This window comes from Shewanella sp. (genome assembly GCF_047975355.1).
In the GTDB taxonomy this organism is placed as follows: Bacteria; Pseudomonadota; Gammaproteobacteria; order Enterobacterales; family Shewanellaceae; genus Shewanella.
Map to the genome: position 1 here is coordinate 12,752 of NZ_JBKEDJ010000002.1, position 16,464 is coordinate 29,215.

Annotated in this window: 13 protein-coding genes and 1 pseudogene; 2 read left to right on the forward strand and 12 right to left on the reverse strand. The window is 48.0% G+C overall.

The window, feature by feature from the left end; genetic code table 11:
• Positions 1-139: 139 nt before the first annotated feature.
• Complete coding sequence (locus tag ACK5NH_RS00865; RefSeq protein WP_416917403.1) at positions 140-823, reverse strand: FRG domain-containing protein; 684 nt, start codon at positions 821-823, stop codon at positions 140-142.
• Positions 824-925: 102 nt separating this feature from the next.
• A pseudogene (locus ACK5NH_RS00870) lies at positions 926-1,420 on the reverse strand (transposase); the annotation flags it as partial.
• Between the two features lie 570 nt (positions 1,421-1,990).
• Between ACK5NH_RS00870 and ACK5NH_RS00875 the strand changes: the two are divergent.
• The gene (locus ACK5NH_RS00875; RefSeq protein WP_416917404.1) at positions 1,991-2,530 is read left to right on the forward strand and encodes a DUF3332 family protein; all 540 of its coding nucleotides are present in this window, start codon (positions 1,991-1,993) and stop codon (positions 2,528-2,530) included.
• A gap of 718 nt (positions 2,531-3,248) precedes the next feature.
• Here ACK5NH_RS00875 and ACK5NH_RS00880 read toward each other — a convergent pair.
• The 7 genes from ACK5NH_RS00880 to ACK5NH_RS00910 all read right to left on the reverse strand — a co-directional run bounded on the left by ACK5NH_RS00880 (position 3,249) and on the right by ACK5NH_RS00910 (position 11,002).
• On the reverse strand, positions 3,249-4,703 hold the full coding sequence (locus tag ACK5NH_RS00880) for a methyl-accepting chemotaxis protein (protein ID WP_416917405.1): 1,455 nt from the start codon (positions 4,701-4,703) through the stop codon (positions 3,249-3,251).
• A gap of 116 nt (positions 4,704-4,819) precedes the next feature.
• Positions 4,820-5,311, reverse strand: a complete 492-nt coding sequence (locus ACK5NH_RS00885; RefSeq protein WP_416917406.1) for a DUF1097 domain-containing protein — start codon at positions 5,309-5,311, stop codon at positions 4,820-4,822.
• A 370-nt stretch (positions 5,312-5,681) separates the two neighbouring features.
• The gene (locus tag ACK5NH_RS00890) at positions 5,682-7,928 is read right to left on the reverse strand and encodes a molybdopterin cofactor-binding domain-containing protein (protein ID WP_416917407.1); all 2,247 of its coding nucleotides are present in this window, start codon (positions 7,926-7,928) and stop codon (positions 5,682-5,684) included.
• Position 7,929: 1 nt separating this feature from the next.
• Entirely contained in the window at positions 7,930-8,427 is a 498-nt protein-coding gene (locus ACK5NH_RS00895; protein ID WP_416917408.1) for a (2Fe-2S)-binding protein, read from the reverse strand.
• A 3-nt stretch (positions 8,428-8,430) separates the two neighbouring features.
• Entirely contained in the window at positions 8,431-9,117 is a 687-nt protein-coding gene (locus ACK5NH_RS00900; protein ID WP_416917409.1) for a nucleotidyltransferase family protein, read from the reverse strand.
• On the reverse strand, positions 9,118-10,131 hold the full coding sequence (locus ACK5NH_RS00905; protein ID WP_416917410.1) for an XdhC family protein: 1,014 nt from the start codon (positions 10,129-10,131) through the stop codon (positions 9,118-9,120). It abuts the gene before it with no gap.
• A gap of 226 nt (positions 10,132-10,357) precedes the next feature.
• Positions 10,358-11,002, reverse strand: coding sequence for an MBL fold metallo-hydrolase (locus tag ACK5NH_RS00910; RefSeq protein ID WP_086904076.1), 645 nt, complete (start codon positions 11,000-11,002; stop codon positions 10,358-10,360).
• A 179-nt stretch (positions 11,003-11,181) separates the two neighbouring features.
• On the opposite strand from ACK5NH_RS00910, the gene ACK5NH_RS00915 reads away from it, so the two are divergent.
• Positions 11,182-12,471: an alpha/beta fold hydrolase gene (locus ACK5NH_RS00915; RefSeq protein ID WP_416917411.1), complete on the forward strand. Its 1,290-nt coding sequence runs from the start codon at positions 11,182-11,184 to the stop codon at positions 12,469-12,471.
• A 222-nt stretch (positions 12,472-12,693) separates the two neighbouring features.
• On the opposite strand, the gene ACK5NH_RS00920 is transcribed toward ACK5NH_RS00915, so the two are convergent.
• The 3 genes from ACK5NH_RS00920 to ACK5NH_RS00930 are packed head-to-tail and all read right to left on the reverse strand — an operon-like array spanning position 12,694 to position 16,346.
• A complete protein-coding gene (locus ACK5NH_RS00920; RefSeq protein ID WP_416917412.1) occupies positions 12,694-13,077 on the reverse strand; it encodes a cytochrome c3 family protein in 384 nt (127 codons plus the stop codon).
• Positions 13,078-13,118: 41 nt separating this feature from the next.
• Positions 13,119-14,756 (reverse strand): HAL/PAL/TAL family ammonia-lyase, encoded by a 1,638-nt coding sequence (locus ACK5NH_RS00925; protein ID WP_416917413.1) that lies wholly within the window; start codon positions 14,754-14,756, stop codon positions 13,119-13,121.
• Positions 14,757-14,792: 36 nt separating this feature from the next.
• Complete coding sequence (locus ACK5NH_RS00930) at positions 14,793-16,346, reverse strand: flavocytochrome c (RefSeq protein WP_416917414.1); 1,554 nt, start codon at positions 16,344-16,346, stop codon at positions 14,793-14,795.
• Positions 16,347-16,464: the final 118 nt, after the last annotated feature.

Below are 16,464 nucleotides of genomic sequence, written 5' to 3' on the forward strand. Positions count from 1 at the left end.
CAAAAAAATGTCTATGGGATAACGCACATCTAAGGGGCTGACAACGCATTACAACTAAACCTAATCACAACAACCGTAACCACCGCGGCTCAATGGAACTGGAAACGCAGCGCGTTGACAGTCCCTCTTGGGGCGTTTGTTATGTGAATTTTCCATTAAGGTATCCACACAACCCGTCTAAATCAGGAAAAATGGTACTTTGATTAATGCCACATCGATCTAAACTAATAAGAATCTCAGCTTTAATTCTCTTTGGAATGAGATACTCACACAGCCACAGCTGCTCCTTTTTGCTATCTTCTAACGGTGTAAATTGCCCATTTGAATAGTTATGAATGGTAAGCCATCCATGCTGAGCACTCACTCTTGGACTTTCATAATTTGGTTGCAATATACAAACATGCTCCTGCTCAAAAGGTGATTTAGTTTTGTCAGGAAGAGCCGCGCGATCAGCAACTAACATATAAACGTAAGAGTCGACTTCTGGACTATTTGAACATGCAAACCATAACGCAACCATTGGATTTGATGTCCAATCCAAACAGCGAGTTTTCAAACCATGATGTTGTGCTTTAACAATAGCATGCCAATCATCTTCATCTTTAGGGCTTAACAAACTAGAACCAATTAGGCGCATTTGCTCCAAAGCATGTTTCTCGAAGTGAGTTGTGTCTTTAGTTTTATCTTCGCGAGCCACACTCGGAAGCAAATTACCTTTTACTGGCTGACCACGAAATAAGACCTTATTTCCGAACAATGGAGCAATTTCCATCGACTCAATGTAATTTGCTAAGCTCTGAATCTCAGCAACCTCGGTAATCATTGATATCTCCCATTAACATAACGCCTTGCACAACGGCTGACAGGCATTTTCCATTTGGTGGTAAAGTTTTGCGAGGCTAAATAAATCCAGCCACCCATTATAAACCAGAGCTTGCGATTTAAACCGTCCCTCCCCAAAACGACCTGTACATTTATCTTCTTGATTTGCTTGTCTTGCAATCGGTTCATTGAGGCAGCACATAAACCAGCTAATGTCACATAAACGACTGCGATAAATGGCGATTGAATGCTTTAATCTGTTGACCTCATGCGCCTCGACCAACTCACCTTTGGCGTATTTTTGCGTTAATTCATCGCCTTTAAACAACTTATGCCATTGCTCTAGCACTTCGCAGTCAGTCCAACGATTTGCGCTGTCGATATCCACAAGCAGCACCACATGCAGATGATTTGACCTTATTCATCATTAAAAAAGGGCAAAGGCTGCCACATCAATGGCAAAAACGGCTTCAAGTTCAAACAGTAGCGATGCTACCCAAGCACGGCAATGGTCATAATTTTTACCCGAATAGCCATCATCACCACATAAAAAAGCACGCCGAACAACGCGGCTACAACAATGGTAATAGGGACTGATTTAAAGAGATAGTTCAAGACCTATCTGAGTTCTACGAGGGCTTGGCATATAAACCTCCTAGTTCAATGCTTAACCAAGCATAGTAAGCGGTTTACTACCGTGCAGTTAAAGAGATGGGTGTCTATTACTACGTTACTTCTGCACCTATTACTTGACTCTTTTGCACTGTATTTTGGGTAACTATTGCTTCTTTTACTCCTTTTTTCAATTTTTAACCAAGCATAGTCATAGGTTTACTACTACGCTATTAAGGATGGGGGTCTATTACTTTCAAAGTATTGGATCAGAACATTACAAAACTTGGTCATAGAAGAGAACCTAAATGAATACTATGACCTGTTCAAAACAAGCGTTAACGCATATAAGAACTTCATAATATTCAACTCAGTTGGAGACCAAAAATTGAATTGATGAATATAGACAAAATTCATGGATCTATTTAAAAACTACTAGCCAACGTACTAAATTTACTCCATGATGAATTTTGCATGATGAGTAAGATTTTCAAAGAGAGTTTGTAAAACAGTAGTGTTACTAGAACACATTAAATAACAAATGGAGATGTTTTTTATGAAAAAGATGATCGTTAAAGTTTGTTTGCTTAGCTTTGCAACTTCTTTTCTTTCGGGTTGTGTGGGTAGTAATGCGGTGACAGGATATGTCATGCAATTCAACTTGAAAGCAGTTGATAACCGTTATGCTCGTGGTGGTCTAAACATTCTAATGGCGCCAGTTTATGGTATTTCGATTGCAGCAGATTATATTATCTTTAACTCGTTAGAATTCTGGACTGGTAATAACCCGCTTAACGGCAAACCACATATCTTTGATACTCACACAGACACTTATATAGATATCAACGACAAAGTTGATGATTCACTCAAAACTGCACCTGTTAAACCTTTGACTAATAATCGTATTATCCAAAAAGGTCAGATGCATCAAATAGATGAAAACACTGTACGAATGGATATAACTTACAACACTGGCGAAACAGCAATACTCGTAGGTGAGCGTGAAGGTGATGTGGTCACCTATTATATTGACGGAAAAGTTGTCTCTCAAACCTCCATAGAAGAGATGCAGGATTATCTTAAATCTCGCGTTTAATATTTAACTATAAATTAGTCGTAGGTTTATAAGGAAATGGATGCCAATACGGCATCCATTTTTTATTTTAGTTAGAATCTATTAACAACGAGATTAAACATCGCAGCTAACCATTCATTATTGAGTGCACCCTATTGCTTTTGATTTTCCCTAAAAGGATTGGTCTAAGAATGATGCGAAAGTCCCAGTTGTAAGATCTGCTATTTATCCAGTTTCAAACATATAGAGCACTTTATAGCATTATAAAAATTTGGTTAATAGAGAAAATCTAGTCTTTCTTAAAATTGAGGCTGTAACAGGGAAAGAAACCATAGCTTTTAGTTAAAGAATAGCGGAATGGTTAGCTAAGATTGTCATTGTTGTAACAGTAGCAGTTGGCGGCTCTGCATCTGTCCCATAGGGATAGAGGAAATGTCACTCTGATATCGGTAACATCATTGACCATCTCATCGCGACAATTGCATTTCCGTGCACCCCAGATACCGCCATTGAACTTATACGGCCACCTTTTGTGAAATCAAAAGCACGATAAATCACTGGGAAACAATCACAAAAATCTAGCCAAATAGACGATGCAGGTATCTTGCTTTTAGGATGTAAAAAATGTCGATAACCAAAGAGTTAACCGCCATTTTTTTCAAATATTAAGACTTATAAGTTAAGCAATGGACACCTTCAGCGTTAACAATTAACCGTAAATCTCGCCGAAGGTACCTGTTTAGCTAGTGCGATACTGTTTAAGGATTCCTTCGAGTTCAACCGAGGCATGTTGCAAATCATGCGCTAGGGTGACACTGCGCTGCGCCGTTTGTTTAATGGTATCGGATTGATGGCGGATCTCATTGAGTTGGCCAGCGATATCCCGGGCGGCGACGCTCTGCTCTTCCGCCGATGCAGCAATTTGGCTGCTCATATCGAATACGGCATTAACCGATTGCGCCATCCCCTCAACATCGTCGCCCACGGCAATAATGGCGCTGCGGCCTTCATCGGCGCGGTCCACAATCTCAGTGGTGATATTGGAGAGCTGACGAGTGCCCGATTGCAATCCTTCGATCATCGCTTGGATCTCAACAGTCGCTTGTTGAGTACGTCCAGCCAAGGTACGGACTTCATCGGCAACCACCGCAAAACCGCGGCCTTGCTCACCCGCACGGGCAGCTTCAATCGCCGCATTCAGCGCCAGCAAATTGGTCTGCTCGGAAATACTGTTGATGGTCGTCACCACGGCATCGATACCCGCCGCATCCTTAGATAGTTGTTCTACCGATGAAAATGCCGCGCCAATCTTGGTTGAGAGTTGCCCAATACTGTCCACCGTATGGCTAATACGTCCTTGGCTGGCACTCATTTGGCTGGCGTTATCTTTGGTCTGGAGCGAGGTGTTACTGGCATTGACCGATACTTCTTCAATCGCCGAGGTCATCTGCGCCATCGCCACGGCAACTGAGTCTAAAAATTGATGCTGGGCACCAATTAACTCGCCACTGCTTTTGGCCTGTTGATTAAACTCATCGGCGGCGAGGGAGAGCGTCTGAGCATTGCTGCGGATAGCACTCACCATTTCGCTCATGTTATCGGCGCAGCGGTCGATTTCGCGGGCGATTAAGCTGAAGTCATCGGTACCGAAAAAGTTTAATCTAAAACTTAGATCACCATCCGCTAAGCGTTTGATCGCCATGTACATATCCCACAGACCACCACCGAGGGAGGTTGAAATCCAATAGCTTAGTTGGAATAAGGGCAATAAACCGATTAACGCGAGCCAAAACATTAAGTTGGCATCGCTGCGCCCCTCATTTTCCCATTGAGCAACATTTTGCGACAGTTCGAGTGCGCCGCTTGATCCCACGCTGGCACTGGCAGTCACATTATCCCTTTGGCGCTGCGCCTCTGTTTGGCGAGTGACAACACTTAAACCATTGTCACGGGCAAACTGTGACAATTTATCCTCTGTCAACTGCTGTGCATTCGCGACTTGGGCAAAGGCATCGACGGTCGCCTGCACTCGAGCCAAAGAGGCGGCTTCGAGGTTGCGGTGAGCATGTTGGTAATTGACGAGTGCAACGGTGGCGGTGATCAGCGCCACCATAGAACAGACAACCCAAAACTTTCCGTTGAGACTGAATTTGATCAATATGGCATCAATGGTGCGAAACTGGATTTGTTTCATCTTGATATTTCCTAAGACCTAAAGGCTATCGGTACTAAATCAGCATTATAGCTCATCTATTCCATCACTTTATTTAGCGTAACAGACATCATCTGCACATTAAAAATGTGATGAATTTAATCGGCACTGGCGATTTCAGAGCGCGTTGACGCTGACCATTTTTGGCGAAGGGTGACTAACTGCGCCGTCAACAAACTCATGCAAAAACCTAACAGGGCGCCCAACACTAAGGATGGCACAATATTGGCGACATCCCCTGCCATGGCAAAGGTAATACAACAGCCAATAAAGGCTCCGGGAATAAAGCTTAATTTTTGATAACTGGCCTGCAGGCACATTGCCGAAGTGGCAATACCCGTAAACAGATAACCCACCACGGGCGATACGAAGAAACTGCTGCCGCTGATAATGAGCCAAGCCCAAAATACACCAGAGAGATTGGTGCACCACGCCATCATCACGCCCTGAAAGCCTACCTTAGGTTGAGCAAAGAAGGTGCTACAACCTAAAAAGCCAATCCAAGTAACGAGATGAAAGGTATCTGCGATACCACACCAGACAGCGGCTAATAGCCCCGCCGAAATAGCGACTTGCCAACGATTTTCCATGATGACCCCTTTATATTGTTTTCACGGAAGTTAATACTCAAATGCGCTTAAGGTGCGGCTGTATTATGGTGTTATAGCGCCCTTCACTTCCGTGTCGATCAATTTTTAGTAGGGATCTGCAATCGAAAACAGACTCACAGGCCGACTAGGAACCGATTCAAATGAATGTGTACGCGAGTCCGCATACCTTAGGTCACCTGAGTAAACATATTGGTTAAATTACCTCTATTCTGGTAACAAAAACCTGATCTATTGCTAATTTTCGGCATTAATGCCCGTAAATTTGCTAACAAGCAATTTATTTGTGGTAAAAAAACGAAAAAAACGCTTGTTAGGCGCTTTTTTGCTCACTCAGGTGTCGTTTACAGCATCACAACTTCAACATTTTATTAACTGGCAGGTCGCGGATCCTAATGCCTGTTGCGGCAAATATCGCGTTGGTCAGGCTAGGTGCCACTGGCGGCACGCCGGGCTCACCCACACCTGCAGGCGGTGCATCCGACTCGATAATGATGATCTCCATCTCGGGTACTTGGGGTAAACGTAGCAAGGGATAATCGTGGAAGTTAGACTGCACTACCTTACCCTGTTGGTAACTGATCTCCCCCATTAGCGCCAAGCTTAAACCAAATACAATCGCGCCTTCGGTCTGCGCTTTCACCCTATCTGGGTTGACCACAGTGCCGGCATCAATCGCAGCAATGGCATTGAGCACTTTAAGCTGTTTGTCCTCTCCCACCTCTACCCGCATAGCTACCGCCACCACACTCACAAAGCTGCGGTGCACGGCAAAGCCCCAACCTTGATTCTTACCCGCTTTAGGCGCCTTGGCTTGGGCTTGTTCTACCGCTTCAATCACCTTGAGATAACGACCAACATCGACGGGATGACGATTAAGATCCTCACCATAGTTGCCATATTTAAAGCCTTGGTTTTCAAAGGTCTCTCGTCTTGCTTGGCCCAGTAAGCTGCGCCACATATCGGGGCAAGACAATTTGGCTTTATGGGCCATTTCATCGACAAAACTGCCCACGCCAAACCCATGTTGAATATTGCATACCGAGCGCATCCAACCGATACGGCTGTAAGCGCTAGCCTTAACGGCCTCGTAGCGTAAATTTGCGAGGGCAAAGGGCACATCGACAAAGCCTAAGTCCAACTCACCGCCGGATGGATACTCGACGCCCTCGGCAAAGGTGGAGCTGATCGACGGGAAGCCCGTACGCGCTAACAGCGCAGTGGGTTTGTTATTAGCATCGAACAAGGCCTGGTAACACTGGGCACTGATGGCGTGGTAATAACCGTTTTGGATCTCATCCTCACGGCTCCAACTCACCTTCACTGGCCGTTTAAATTGTTTGGAGAGTTGCGCCGCCTCCACACTGAAATCCGGTTTGGACTTGCGCCCAAAGCCGCCGCCCAATAGCGTCACATTCACTTTCACCGCATCTTCGGCAATACCTAAGGCCGCTGCCACATTTTGCTGTGTACTCTGCGGTGTTTGTGTCGATGCCCAAATTTCACAGCCCTTCTCGGTCACATTGGCGGTGGCCACGGGCGGCTCAATGGAGGAATGAATAAGGTAAGGCACGGTATAAATCGCCTTGAGGGTATCATCCTCAGGCCACGCTTTGACCTCATCCCCAACTTGACGAACCACCTTGCCTAGAGCTTGTACCTTATCCACCAGCTCTTGCAGATAGGTTTTAGAATCGTGACTGCTGTTGGCAGACTGAGTCCAGCTTACTTGCAAGGCTTTACGTCCCTGCAGCGCGCTCCAAGTATTTGTCGCCACCACAGCTACGCCGCCTAAGGCTTGAAAAGCGGGAGCGCCCTTGGACGTTGGCAAACGGTACACATCGACCACACCCGCTACTTTGCGCGCCGCACTATCGTCAAGACTTGCCACATCGCTCCCCAATACGGGTGGGCGCATAATGCTGGCATAAAGCATATTTTCCACTTGAATATCATAGCCATAGACAGCCTTACCCGTGAGCATGGCCTGCATATCGACTATCTGACGCGATGCACCAATTTGCTTGAAATCCTTAACCGCCTTTAATCGCAGTGAATCGGACGCGGGCAGTGGTAATCCTGCAGCATCGAGGGCTAATTCACCAAAGCGCGCAGCACGGCCAGATTTAGCATGCAGCACTTGATGATCTTTAGCCTGCACTTCACTCACGGGGACTTTCCAGCGGGCGGCAGCGGCTTGTTCAAGCATGGTTCGAGCCATCGCGCCCATCTCACGCATGCGGTCATAGTTTTCGCGGATACTGCGGCTACCATCGGTATTTTGGCTGGCGTAACGTTTATCGGCGAGCCCTTGAATAGGCACAATTTTATCCCAATCAGCCTCCAGTTCTTCGGCTAAGATTTGTAAAATCCCTGTGCGGATCCCCTGACCCATTTCGGAGCGGTGGCAGGTCAAATAAACCTTGTCATCCTCACCGATGGCGATAAACAGATTGAGCCGCGCCTGTTGGTCCTGTGCCAATGCCATTGGACTCCAACTGAGACCGCTTGCCCCGAGTGCGAGACCGCCCCCGACGGCGCCGAAGAGTTTTAACACATCGCGGCGACTGATATTTTCAACTGCGGTGAAGGTACTCATCTTAGCGCTCCTGTTTGGCATAACTTTGCAGCGCCGCTTTTATCCGAGGATAGGTACCACAGCGACACAAATTACCCGACATAGCGGCATCGATTTGTTCTGCCGACGGTTTTGGATGTTGAGTGACTAAGGCCGCCGCCGACATTAACTGCCCTGCCTGACAATAACCACATTGGGGCACATTGTGTTCGGCCCAAGCATTTTTAAGCTTTTGATTATCAAGCCCTTCAATCGTGGTCAGTTGCTTTCCTTGTGCCTGGGATACGCTAGTTAAACAGGCGCGCACAGGCTGACCATCTAAATGCACAGTACACGCGCCGCAGAGCCCAGCGCCACAGCCATATTTAGTGCCCGTTAAGCCTAAAATATCCCGTAATGCCCAGAGGATAGGCATATTCGGATCCGTATTTAAGGTAAAGGATCTGCCGTTAATGGTCAGGTTTTGCGATGGCGTCGCAAGGCTCTTGTCCTTTGCAGCCTCCGAGAATGGTATTGCCATAACTCACTCCTTAAGTGCCAACCACGACGCAAGATCGGCTTTAGTATCAATATCAATCGCGGCATGGGGTAAGGGAACAACCACTAGCTCACCCACATTTGCCAGTTGTTTTAAGATGGATTTGGCGCCGCGATCGCCGGTCAAATCCGTTAATAAATCGAGTATTGAGGCATTAAAAATAGCAGGGGCGCCTAATTCATCCAACTTCCCAGCTTCGGTCGCATAAAGAGCGGCCACAGATTGCTGACTCGTCTGCCAAGTCTCAATCAATTGCCGATAGTCTTCAAATGTCAGCGCGACCTGATCCGCTAAGGTGAGTAACATGCCATCAAACTGTTGCGCTTTTGCATAGTCCGCGGCGACTCGCAGCGACGATGACAAGCCTGTCTGCCAGTCGGCATTATGCAGCAACGTCAGATTAGTCGCCCGAGCAGCCTCAAGTTGGGGGCGCAGCTCGTGGTCATGGGCACCGAGCACCACCAGCAGCGAAGCGCTGACTTGATTGGATGCCCCTATTGCCAATGGCGCCGAGGTAAAACGAGCCAAACTGTCGATATGGCGTTGTAAGATGCTATGCCCTTGTCCCTCACTCGCCGCTGTTGATAAACGTTGTGCCAGCTTCGCCCCCTGAAAGCGCCGACTCTCGCCTGCCGCGAGCACGGCAATGAGCAATCTTTCCCTGATGTGCATTTAAGGCATCATTCCATCGAGCGAGGAAAATGCCGCACCATGAAGCACACCATGGCATTGCGCTAAAATGCTCAATGCTATTGCGCTCGGTAACTCGCCACCAAGCGCAAGCCCCGCTGGCGCCGAGAAAAAGCCACTAAACGAATCAGTATTGAGTTCGGCCATCGCCAGTACTTTATCCCGCCGATGAGTAGGCCCCAAGAGCCCAACATATTTAAGATCAAAAGGTTGAATTGCTTTTAGTGCCGCGGCATCTAAGTTCAGATTATGGTGCATAACCACGGCGCAATCTAACGATGCAACAAGGGTGGTGGCCTCATTAACGCTTTGCTTGATGATATGGGCATGGGGGAAGTCGGCACTTCTTGCATAGGCGGTGCGGCTATCAAACACGCTCACCTGCCAACCTAAACTGTGGGCAATCGCCGCCACAGGTTTAGCATCGATACCCCCACCAAAGATCCCTAAATGGAATCGAGGCCTTAGGGGGATGATGAGCGAATCCCCTTCGTGGGCACTTAATATTCGTGCCTTTGTAAAATCTGCCGAGGAAAAAGGTGCGCTATCCGCCGGATAAAACTGCGCAGTGTAACTGCGGGCATCGCTGCCCGCGGGCACTAAGGGTAATTGGTAGCATCCCGTCTGCCCCTTGCGAAACGCTTGGACTATATCCACGAGACCAAGGTCATGATTCTCCTTAAGCAGCGGGATCAACATTATATCGACTTTGCCACCACAGCCTAAGCGATAGCTGGCATCGGACTCGTCCGTCGCATCATAGGTGACTCGAACAATCTGCTGCGACTGCATGGCTTGCTGCGCATGGCGGCGAAGATCCGCCTCTAAACAGCCACCACTTAATATGCCAGCGCCTTGGCCAAACTCATGGAATAACATCATGGCACCGGGTTTACGGTAGGACGAGCCTTGAATATGGGTAATCACCGCCAGCACCCAAGCATCATCAGCGAGGGGGAGCCAATGCTCTAATAAGTCTTCAATTTGCTGAACCATGCACAACACTCCATGCTTGCATCTGCGGCTAGATAGATGAATGAAACCAATAAATGACATTCGACTTAACAAGTTAACAAAGCTGAACTCGCATTGATAGGGGAAATTGTGAACAAAATATTGCGGCAAGCGAAACGTGGATAAGTGGCAATGCAAAGCGAAAGTTAATGGGCTAAACGGATTGCTCGCGACGCATAGGCACGCGTCGCGATGAAGAAGAGTCTACTTAGAGTAATAATTGATCGGCCACGAAGGGGTTGTGTTCACGCTCTTCACCGAAGGTCGACATAGGTCCGTGGCCGGGAATAAATTCTACATCCGCGCCTAAAGGCCAGAGTTTAGTGGTGATGGAGTGGATTAAATCCTGATGATTAGATTGCGGGAAATCGGTGCGACCAATCGAGCTTCTAAACAGAATATCGCCCACCCAAGCCAGATGAGCGTCAGCCGAATAAAATGCTACGTGGCCCGGAGTATGCCCAGGGCAATGCAACACGCTTAAGCTTTGCTCACCCACGGTAACTACATCGCCATCCTGCAAATATTGCTCGGGCTCGAAGGCTTCGCAGTGGGGAAACCCAAAGTTTTGGCTCTGTTTTGGCAGGTTATCAATCCAAAATTTATCCGCTACATGGGGGCCAATAATAGGTACATTCGTTTGCTGCGCCAACAGCTTAGCACCGCCCACATGGTCGATATGGCCGTGGGTCAACAGGACTTTTTCAAGGGTCAGTCCCAACTTGTCCACTTCGCCTAAAATACGGTCGACATTCCCTCCCGGATCGACAACCGCGGCTCGCTTCGTTTTTTCACACCAGATCAAGCTGCAATTCTGCTGGAAAGGTGTTACAGGAATAATTTGATACTTCATAGCTTCAATCTCGTGTTATCCATAGCCGATAGATTACGCTAAGAGGCTTATCATGGCTCAAATTTTTACAATAAAAATTGATCTTAACCAAAGGCTAATCAAATAATCCCAACTTGCGACAACAGGGCTTTTGTATACAATCTGCCCTAAACAACAAGCCCTACTCTTAAGGTTAATTGATGAAACCCGATATGATGCTCGCCGGTGTCCTCGCCAAAAAACACACATTCAACCTGCCACTCAATTATCAACAGCCAATTGGTGAACAGATCAGTGTGTTCGCGCGGGAACTCTGCGCCATTGAAAATAAAGATAAAAAACTACCTTATATCGTCTTTTTTCAAGGGGGACCGGGGTTTGCCGCAATGCGCCCCGCCAATAATAGTGGCTGGATCCGCCGAGCACTCAAAGAGTTTAGAGTATTATTGCTCGACCAACGGGGTACAGGGCTTTCAAGCCCCATCAATTACCAAAGCCTAGGCCACTTATCCCCTGAACAACAGGCCGAGTATTTAAGCCATTTTAGGGCCGATAGTATTGTACGAGATGCCGAGGCGATTCGCACCCAGCTTTGTCCCGCCGATAAATGGGCAATTTTAGGGCAAAGCTTTGGTGGCTTCTGCGTGTTGCATTATTTAAGCGCTGCACCTCAAGGCGTGAGTGAAGCCTACATCACGGGTGGCATTCCCTCCTTAACCCGTAGTAGCGATGAGGTGTATCAAGCCACCTATCAGCGCGTATTAGCCAAGAATAAGGATTTCTTCCAACGCTTCCACGATGCACAACATCTGGTGACTCGCCTCGCCAAACATTTACTTGAGCACCCAGTGCAATTAGCCACGGGCGAGCGCCTCACGGTCGAAATGTTGCAACTGCTCGGCATTAACTTAGGCATGGAGCAAGGCCCTGAATCGGTTTACTATTTGCTTGAGCAGGCGTTGGTGCACTCCCCTCAAGGCGATTATGTCAACCCGCTGTTTTTAAATCATTTCTGCCAACTTTTAGACTATAACACTAACCCAATTTTCGCCCTGCTACACGAGGCAATCTACTGCCAACACAGTGCATCACAGTGGTCTGCCCATAGGGTGCGCGAGCAATATTCCGCCTTTAACTATCAAGTCGGTAAGCCTTTCCTGTTTACCGGCGAGATGATTTACCCTTGGATGTTTGAGCAATTTAGCCATTTAGCGCCACTCCAAGCCGCGGCCAATATTCTTGCCCATAAAACGGACTGGCCAGCACTCTATAATCTTGAGCAACTCAGCCATAACCGCGTACCCGTTGCAGCGGCGATTTACAGTGAGGATATGTACGTCGAGATGGACTACAGCCTCGAAACTGCCAAACAAGTTGCGCACCTAAAGTATTGGTTAACCTCAGAATATGAACACAATGGTATTCGAATGGATGGCGAGCGGATCTTGGATAAGCTCATCTGTCTTAACCGCGGTGAACATTTGAGATAAATGTTAATTTTAAGGGTTAATTAAGTAAAAGCTGTCATTGTGTGCTGGCTCCTCATCCATATGAGTGATTTTGGCTACAACATTCAACGACCAATTTTCCGTAAGAGTAATCCGTATTGGCTTACTCTTTTTTTTGCCTAAAAAAATGCACTCAACGGGGTTGAGTGCATGACATAAGGTTGTCAAAAAATACAGGGGAGCGAGTGTCTAAAGAGGATGAAATTAACGTTTCATCTTAGGGTAAGTAAATTCATGGCATTGATTGCAATAGACTTTACTTTCCTTATGTTCCTGATGGCAGTAAGTACATGGCAGATCAGTACCATAATGCAGACTGTCGTGGGGATTCGGCTCAACCGAATGGCCCGCATCCGCAGGGCGCTGAGTCAGCTTGGCCACCTCCTCGGGTGAGCCATGACAACTACTGCAAGTGGCCGCATCGGGAACGGTTTTACGTTTTACATCTCCGTGGCATGCTGCGCAATCGACCTTACCATCGGCTCCTGTCATCACCTCTTTATGGTAGTCCTTGATATTCAATGCATTAGCGGCCATTGGCGTTGCCAGCATCACACCGAGTAATAGAATAAATACGGGTTTTAACATCAGAGTCTTCCTAGGCGGGGCATGGTGCCCCGCATCGTAGATTAATAGTTTGCAATAAAGTCAGTTGACGCTTGGATATCGGGTGTAAACGGACGGTCCTTGGCGACAAAAGGCACTTTTTCACGGTAGGCCTTATACATGACTTGTGTTACCTTACCCAGTTGCAGATCAGGCTGCGCTTGCTTACGTAAATCAATCGCTTGAGTTGAATGCAGCAGTTCTAAACCGTAGATGACTCTTGTGTTATCAACGATTTGGATCAGGTTATCCGACGCCAACTTAAGGTTAGTGAAGGTATCTTCAATTCCGCCGGCGATAGAAATCCCATCGAAGGACACGGGCGTGGCTAACTGCTTGTTACGCACCTGCATATCCACAAAGGCCTTTTGAATCGCACCGAAGGCATGGCCTTGGTTTTCCGGCGCACTCAGGAAGCGCGTCAGTTTAGTAAAGTGATCATCGGACAGATGAATAGTGCGCATCACACTGTTATGGGACACATGGGTCAGGGCCACACTCAGGTTTTGCACCGCGAGAGCCACAGGCAGCGGCTCGAAGTTAGTGGTAGGAAATACACCGCCCTGTCCTTCAACCAAATACTTAGCCACTTGTGGAAACTCGGCATATTGGTTCGATGCGCCCACAATCACAGCTGGGTTATCATCCGAATGGTTGATTTGGATATTGATGACTTCCTCCAGTGAAGCTAAGGCTTGCTCGGCGCTGGCAAAGGTGTAAGCCGTGGTTCTAAAACTTAACGGATCCTGTAACGGACGCTCATCGTTAAGCTGCCATAAATAGCTGCCATCGAGCTGTTTAAGAATGTCAGAGGTTGCGGTTTTAATATAAGGGAACGGTCGAATGTCGTTGGTTTGTGGCAAGAATGGCGCCACGTTACCGTTTAACCCTTCAAGGCTTAAGCCAAAGATAGTAGGCGATATGGACAATAATTGTTTAGCCTCGCGGTAACCTTGCATGGCATAGGCGACGGCAAAGGCATTGTTGGACAGAATCGATAAGGCATCTTTACACATAGGCGTTAATGGCTTAATACCCGCATCGGCCATCGCCTGTTTACTGCTCACGCGCTGGCCTTTGTAGAACACATCCCATTCGCCAATCATGGCTAAACCGACATGGGATGAGAGCAGAATATCCGCCTCGCCCACAGTGCCCTTTGCTGGGATTACAGGCGTCAGCCCCTTGTTAAGATAGGCTTCATAAAGCTCGGCAACCACAGGTTGCACTCCAGTTTGCCCGGCCAACATAGTGTTTAACCGTATTGCTAAAGCTAGACGGGTTAGTCGGATAGGCGCAGCTTCACCCACACCTGCACTGTGTGCACGCAGGGTGCTGTAGTTAAAGCTTTTGGAGGCATCGAGTACCGCATCACTTAATTTGCCATTTGCATCGAACAGCTTATGGTCTTTGTTCAGCCCAACACCTACCGTTAAGCCATACACAGGCTTGCCTAGACGCGCAGCTTCCATTAGTAGTTCGTTCGCTTTCACTAATTGGGTTTTGGCCTGCGGTGCAATCTTCACTTTAGCGCCATCGGCAATCGCCCAGGCTTGATCTTGGGTTAAATGTTTACCGTCGAGCACCACTTGTTCCATCGCGAGCGCACTGCCTGAAAGTAAACTCAAAGTGAGTGAGGCCATTAACATGGATTTATTCATTATCATTCTCCAACATTTTGTTATATTTAATAAAATCTAAGCTTGCTTGAGTGTCACTGCGTTCGCAGCGGCGCAGTTACGGCCGGCATTACGCCCAGTAACTACCCCTTCGGCCACGGCGCAGGCGCCTAAACGGCTGGCACCATGGATACCGCCAGTGGCTTCGCCAGCGGCATATAATCCGGGGATGGCTTTGTTGCTGACCAAATGCAGTACTTCGGATTGGGTATTCACTTTCACGCCGCCCATGCAGTAATGCACTTTCGGCCACATGCGCACCGCATACCAAGGCCCTTTGTCCAGCACTATGGCCTCCTGCATCGGGCGGTCGAACTCTTTATCTATGCCTGTCTTCACCGCCTCGTTCCAACGCGCAACCTGTGCCTTTAACGCTTTAGCTGGCATGCCGTAAATAGCGGCCAGTTCGTCTAAGGTCTCAGCTTTGCTGATGACCTTATATTTCAAGCCCCAATCTAAGGTCTGCGCCTTGCTGGCACCGGCGGCATTAGTTAAACCAATGGGATAGACAGGTTGGCCCTTTTCGTCCCGTCGGGTCATAATGGCGTCGGCACGTGCCTTACGGTCAGCTAATTCATTGAAGAAGCGCTCGCCAGTGCGCACGTCCACTACAATGCCGTGGGGATAGGTGGCGATAGTGTTGAACTGGGAAGCCGTACCAAATCCCTTCTCGTCGGGGGATGCCCAGGGGCCCAGCTGAATTTGATCTAAATGAATGGGATTAGCCCCGATTAGCATCATCTGCTTAAGTGCCTCAGAAGTGGCGCCAGCATGGTTGGTTGAATCTAACTCACTATTTAACTCAGGTAATTGCATCATCCGGTATTCGATATCGCGACCAAAACCACCGGTCGCCATAATCACGCCACGGCGCGCGCCGATACGACGTATTTTACCCGTGCGCTCATTTGGAAAATAAAAACCTTCGCGAACTTCGACACCGATCACCCGTCCGGCCTCATCTTGTACAAAGCCTTCGAGCTTGGTCTGATTTTTCATGATGACGCCCTTGTCTCGGGCGGCTTTGATCAAGGGACGAATAATACCAGCGCCTGAACTTTCAACGGTTTGCAGCACCCGTTGTACCGAGTGGCCGCCAAAATGCTGTACAAAAGGCTTCCAGTTAACGCCGTAATCAATCAGCCACTGGCAGGATTCTGCGGTGCCGTTACACACCAGCTTGAGCATTTCCACATCGTTCATGCCACGACCTGCACGCAGCATGTCCGCGACCATAGAGTCGACCGAGTCTTTAATCCCTGCCTGTTTCTGTAGCGCTGAACCTGCCACCGCCATGGCGCCGCCGTTGATGGTAGAGTTGCCCCCAAACACGGGCATTTTGTCGATAACCATCACGCTCACGTCGGCTTCTCTGGCCTGCAGCGCCGCAGACATGCCCGCAAAACCGCTGCCAACAACGAGTACATCCACTATCTCATCGAAGTTGATAGGAGCAGAGTCGCAACTGGCAGTGGCGGGCAATGCGATACTCGCTCCAAATCCTGCGGCCATGACCATACCGCCCTTTAATAATTGGCGACGCCCCGTATTAATACCTTGGGTTTTACTCATGCTGATTTCCTTCAATAATCACTGGAACTTGTCAGCGTGAAAGTGCAGATGCTGTGCCAAGCACCTAAAAAGAGGTATTTAAGTGAGGAACTTTGATAACAGGCACAAAATCACGAAA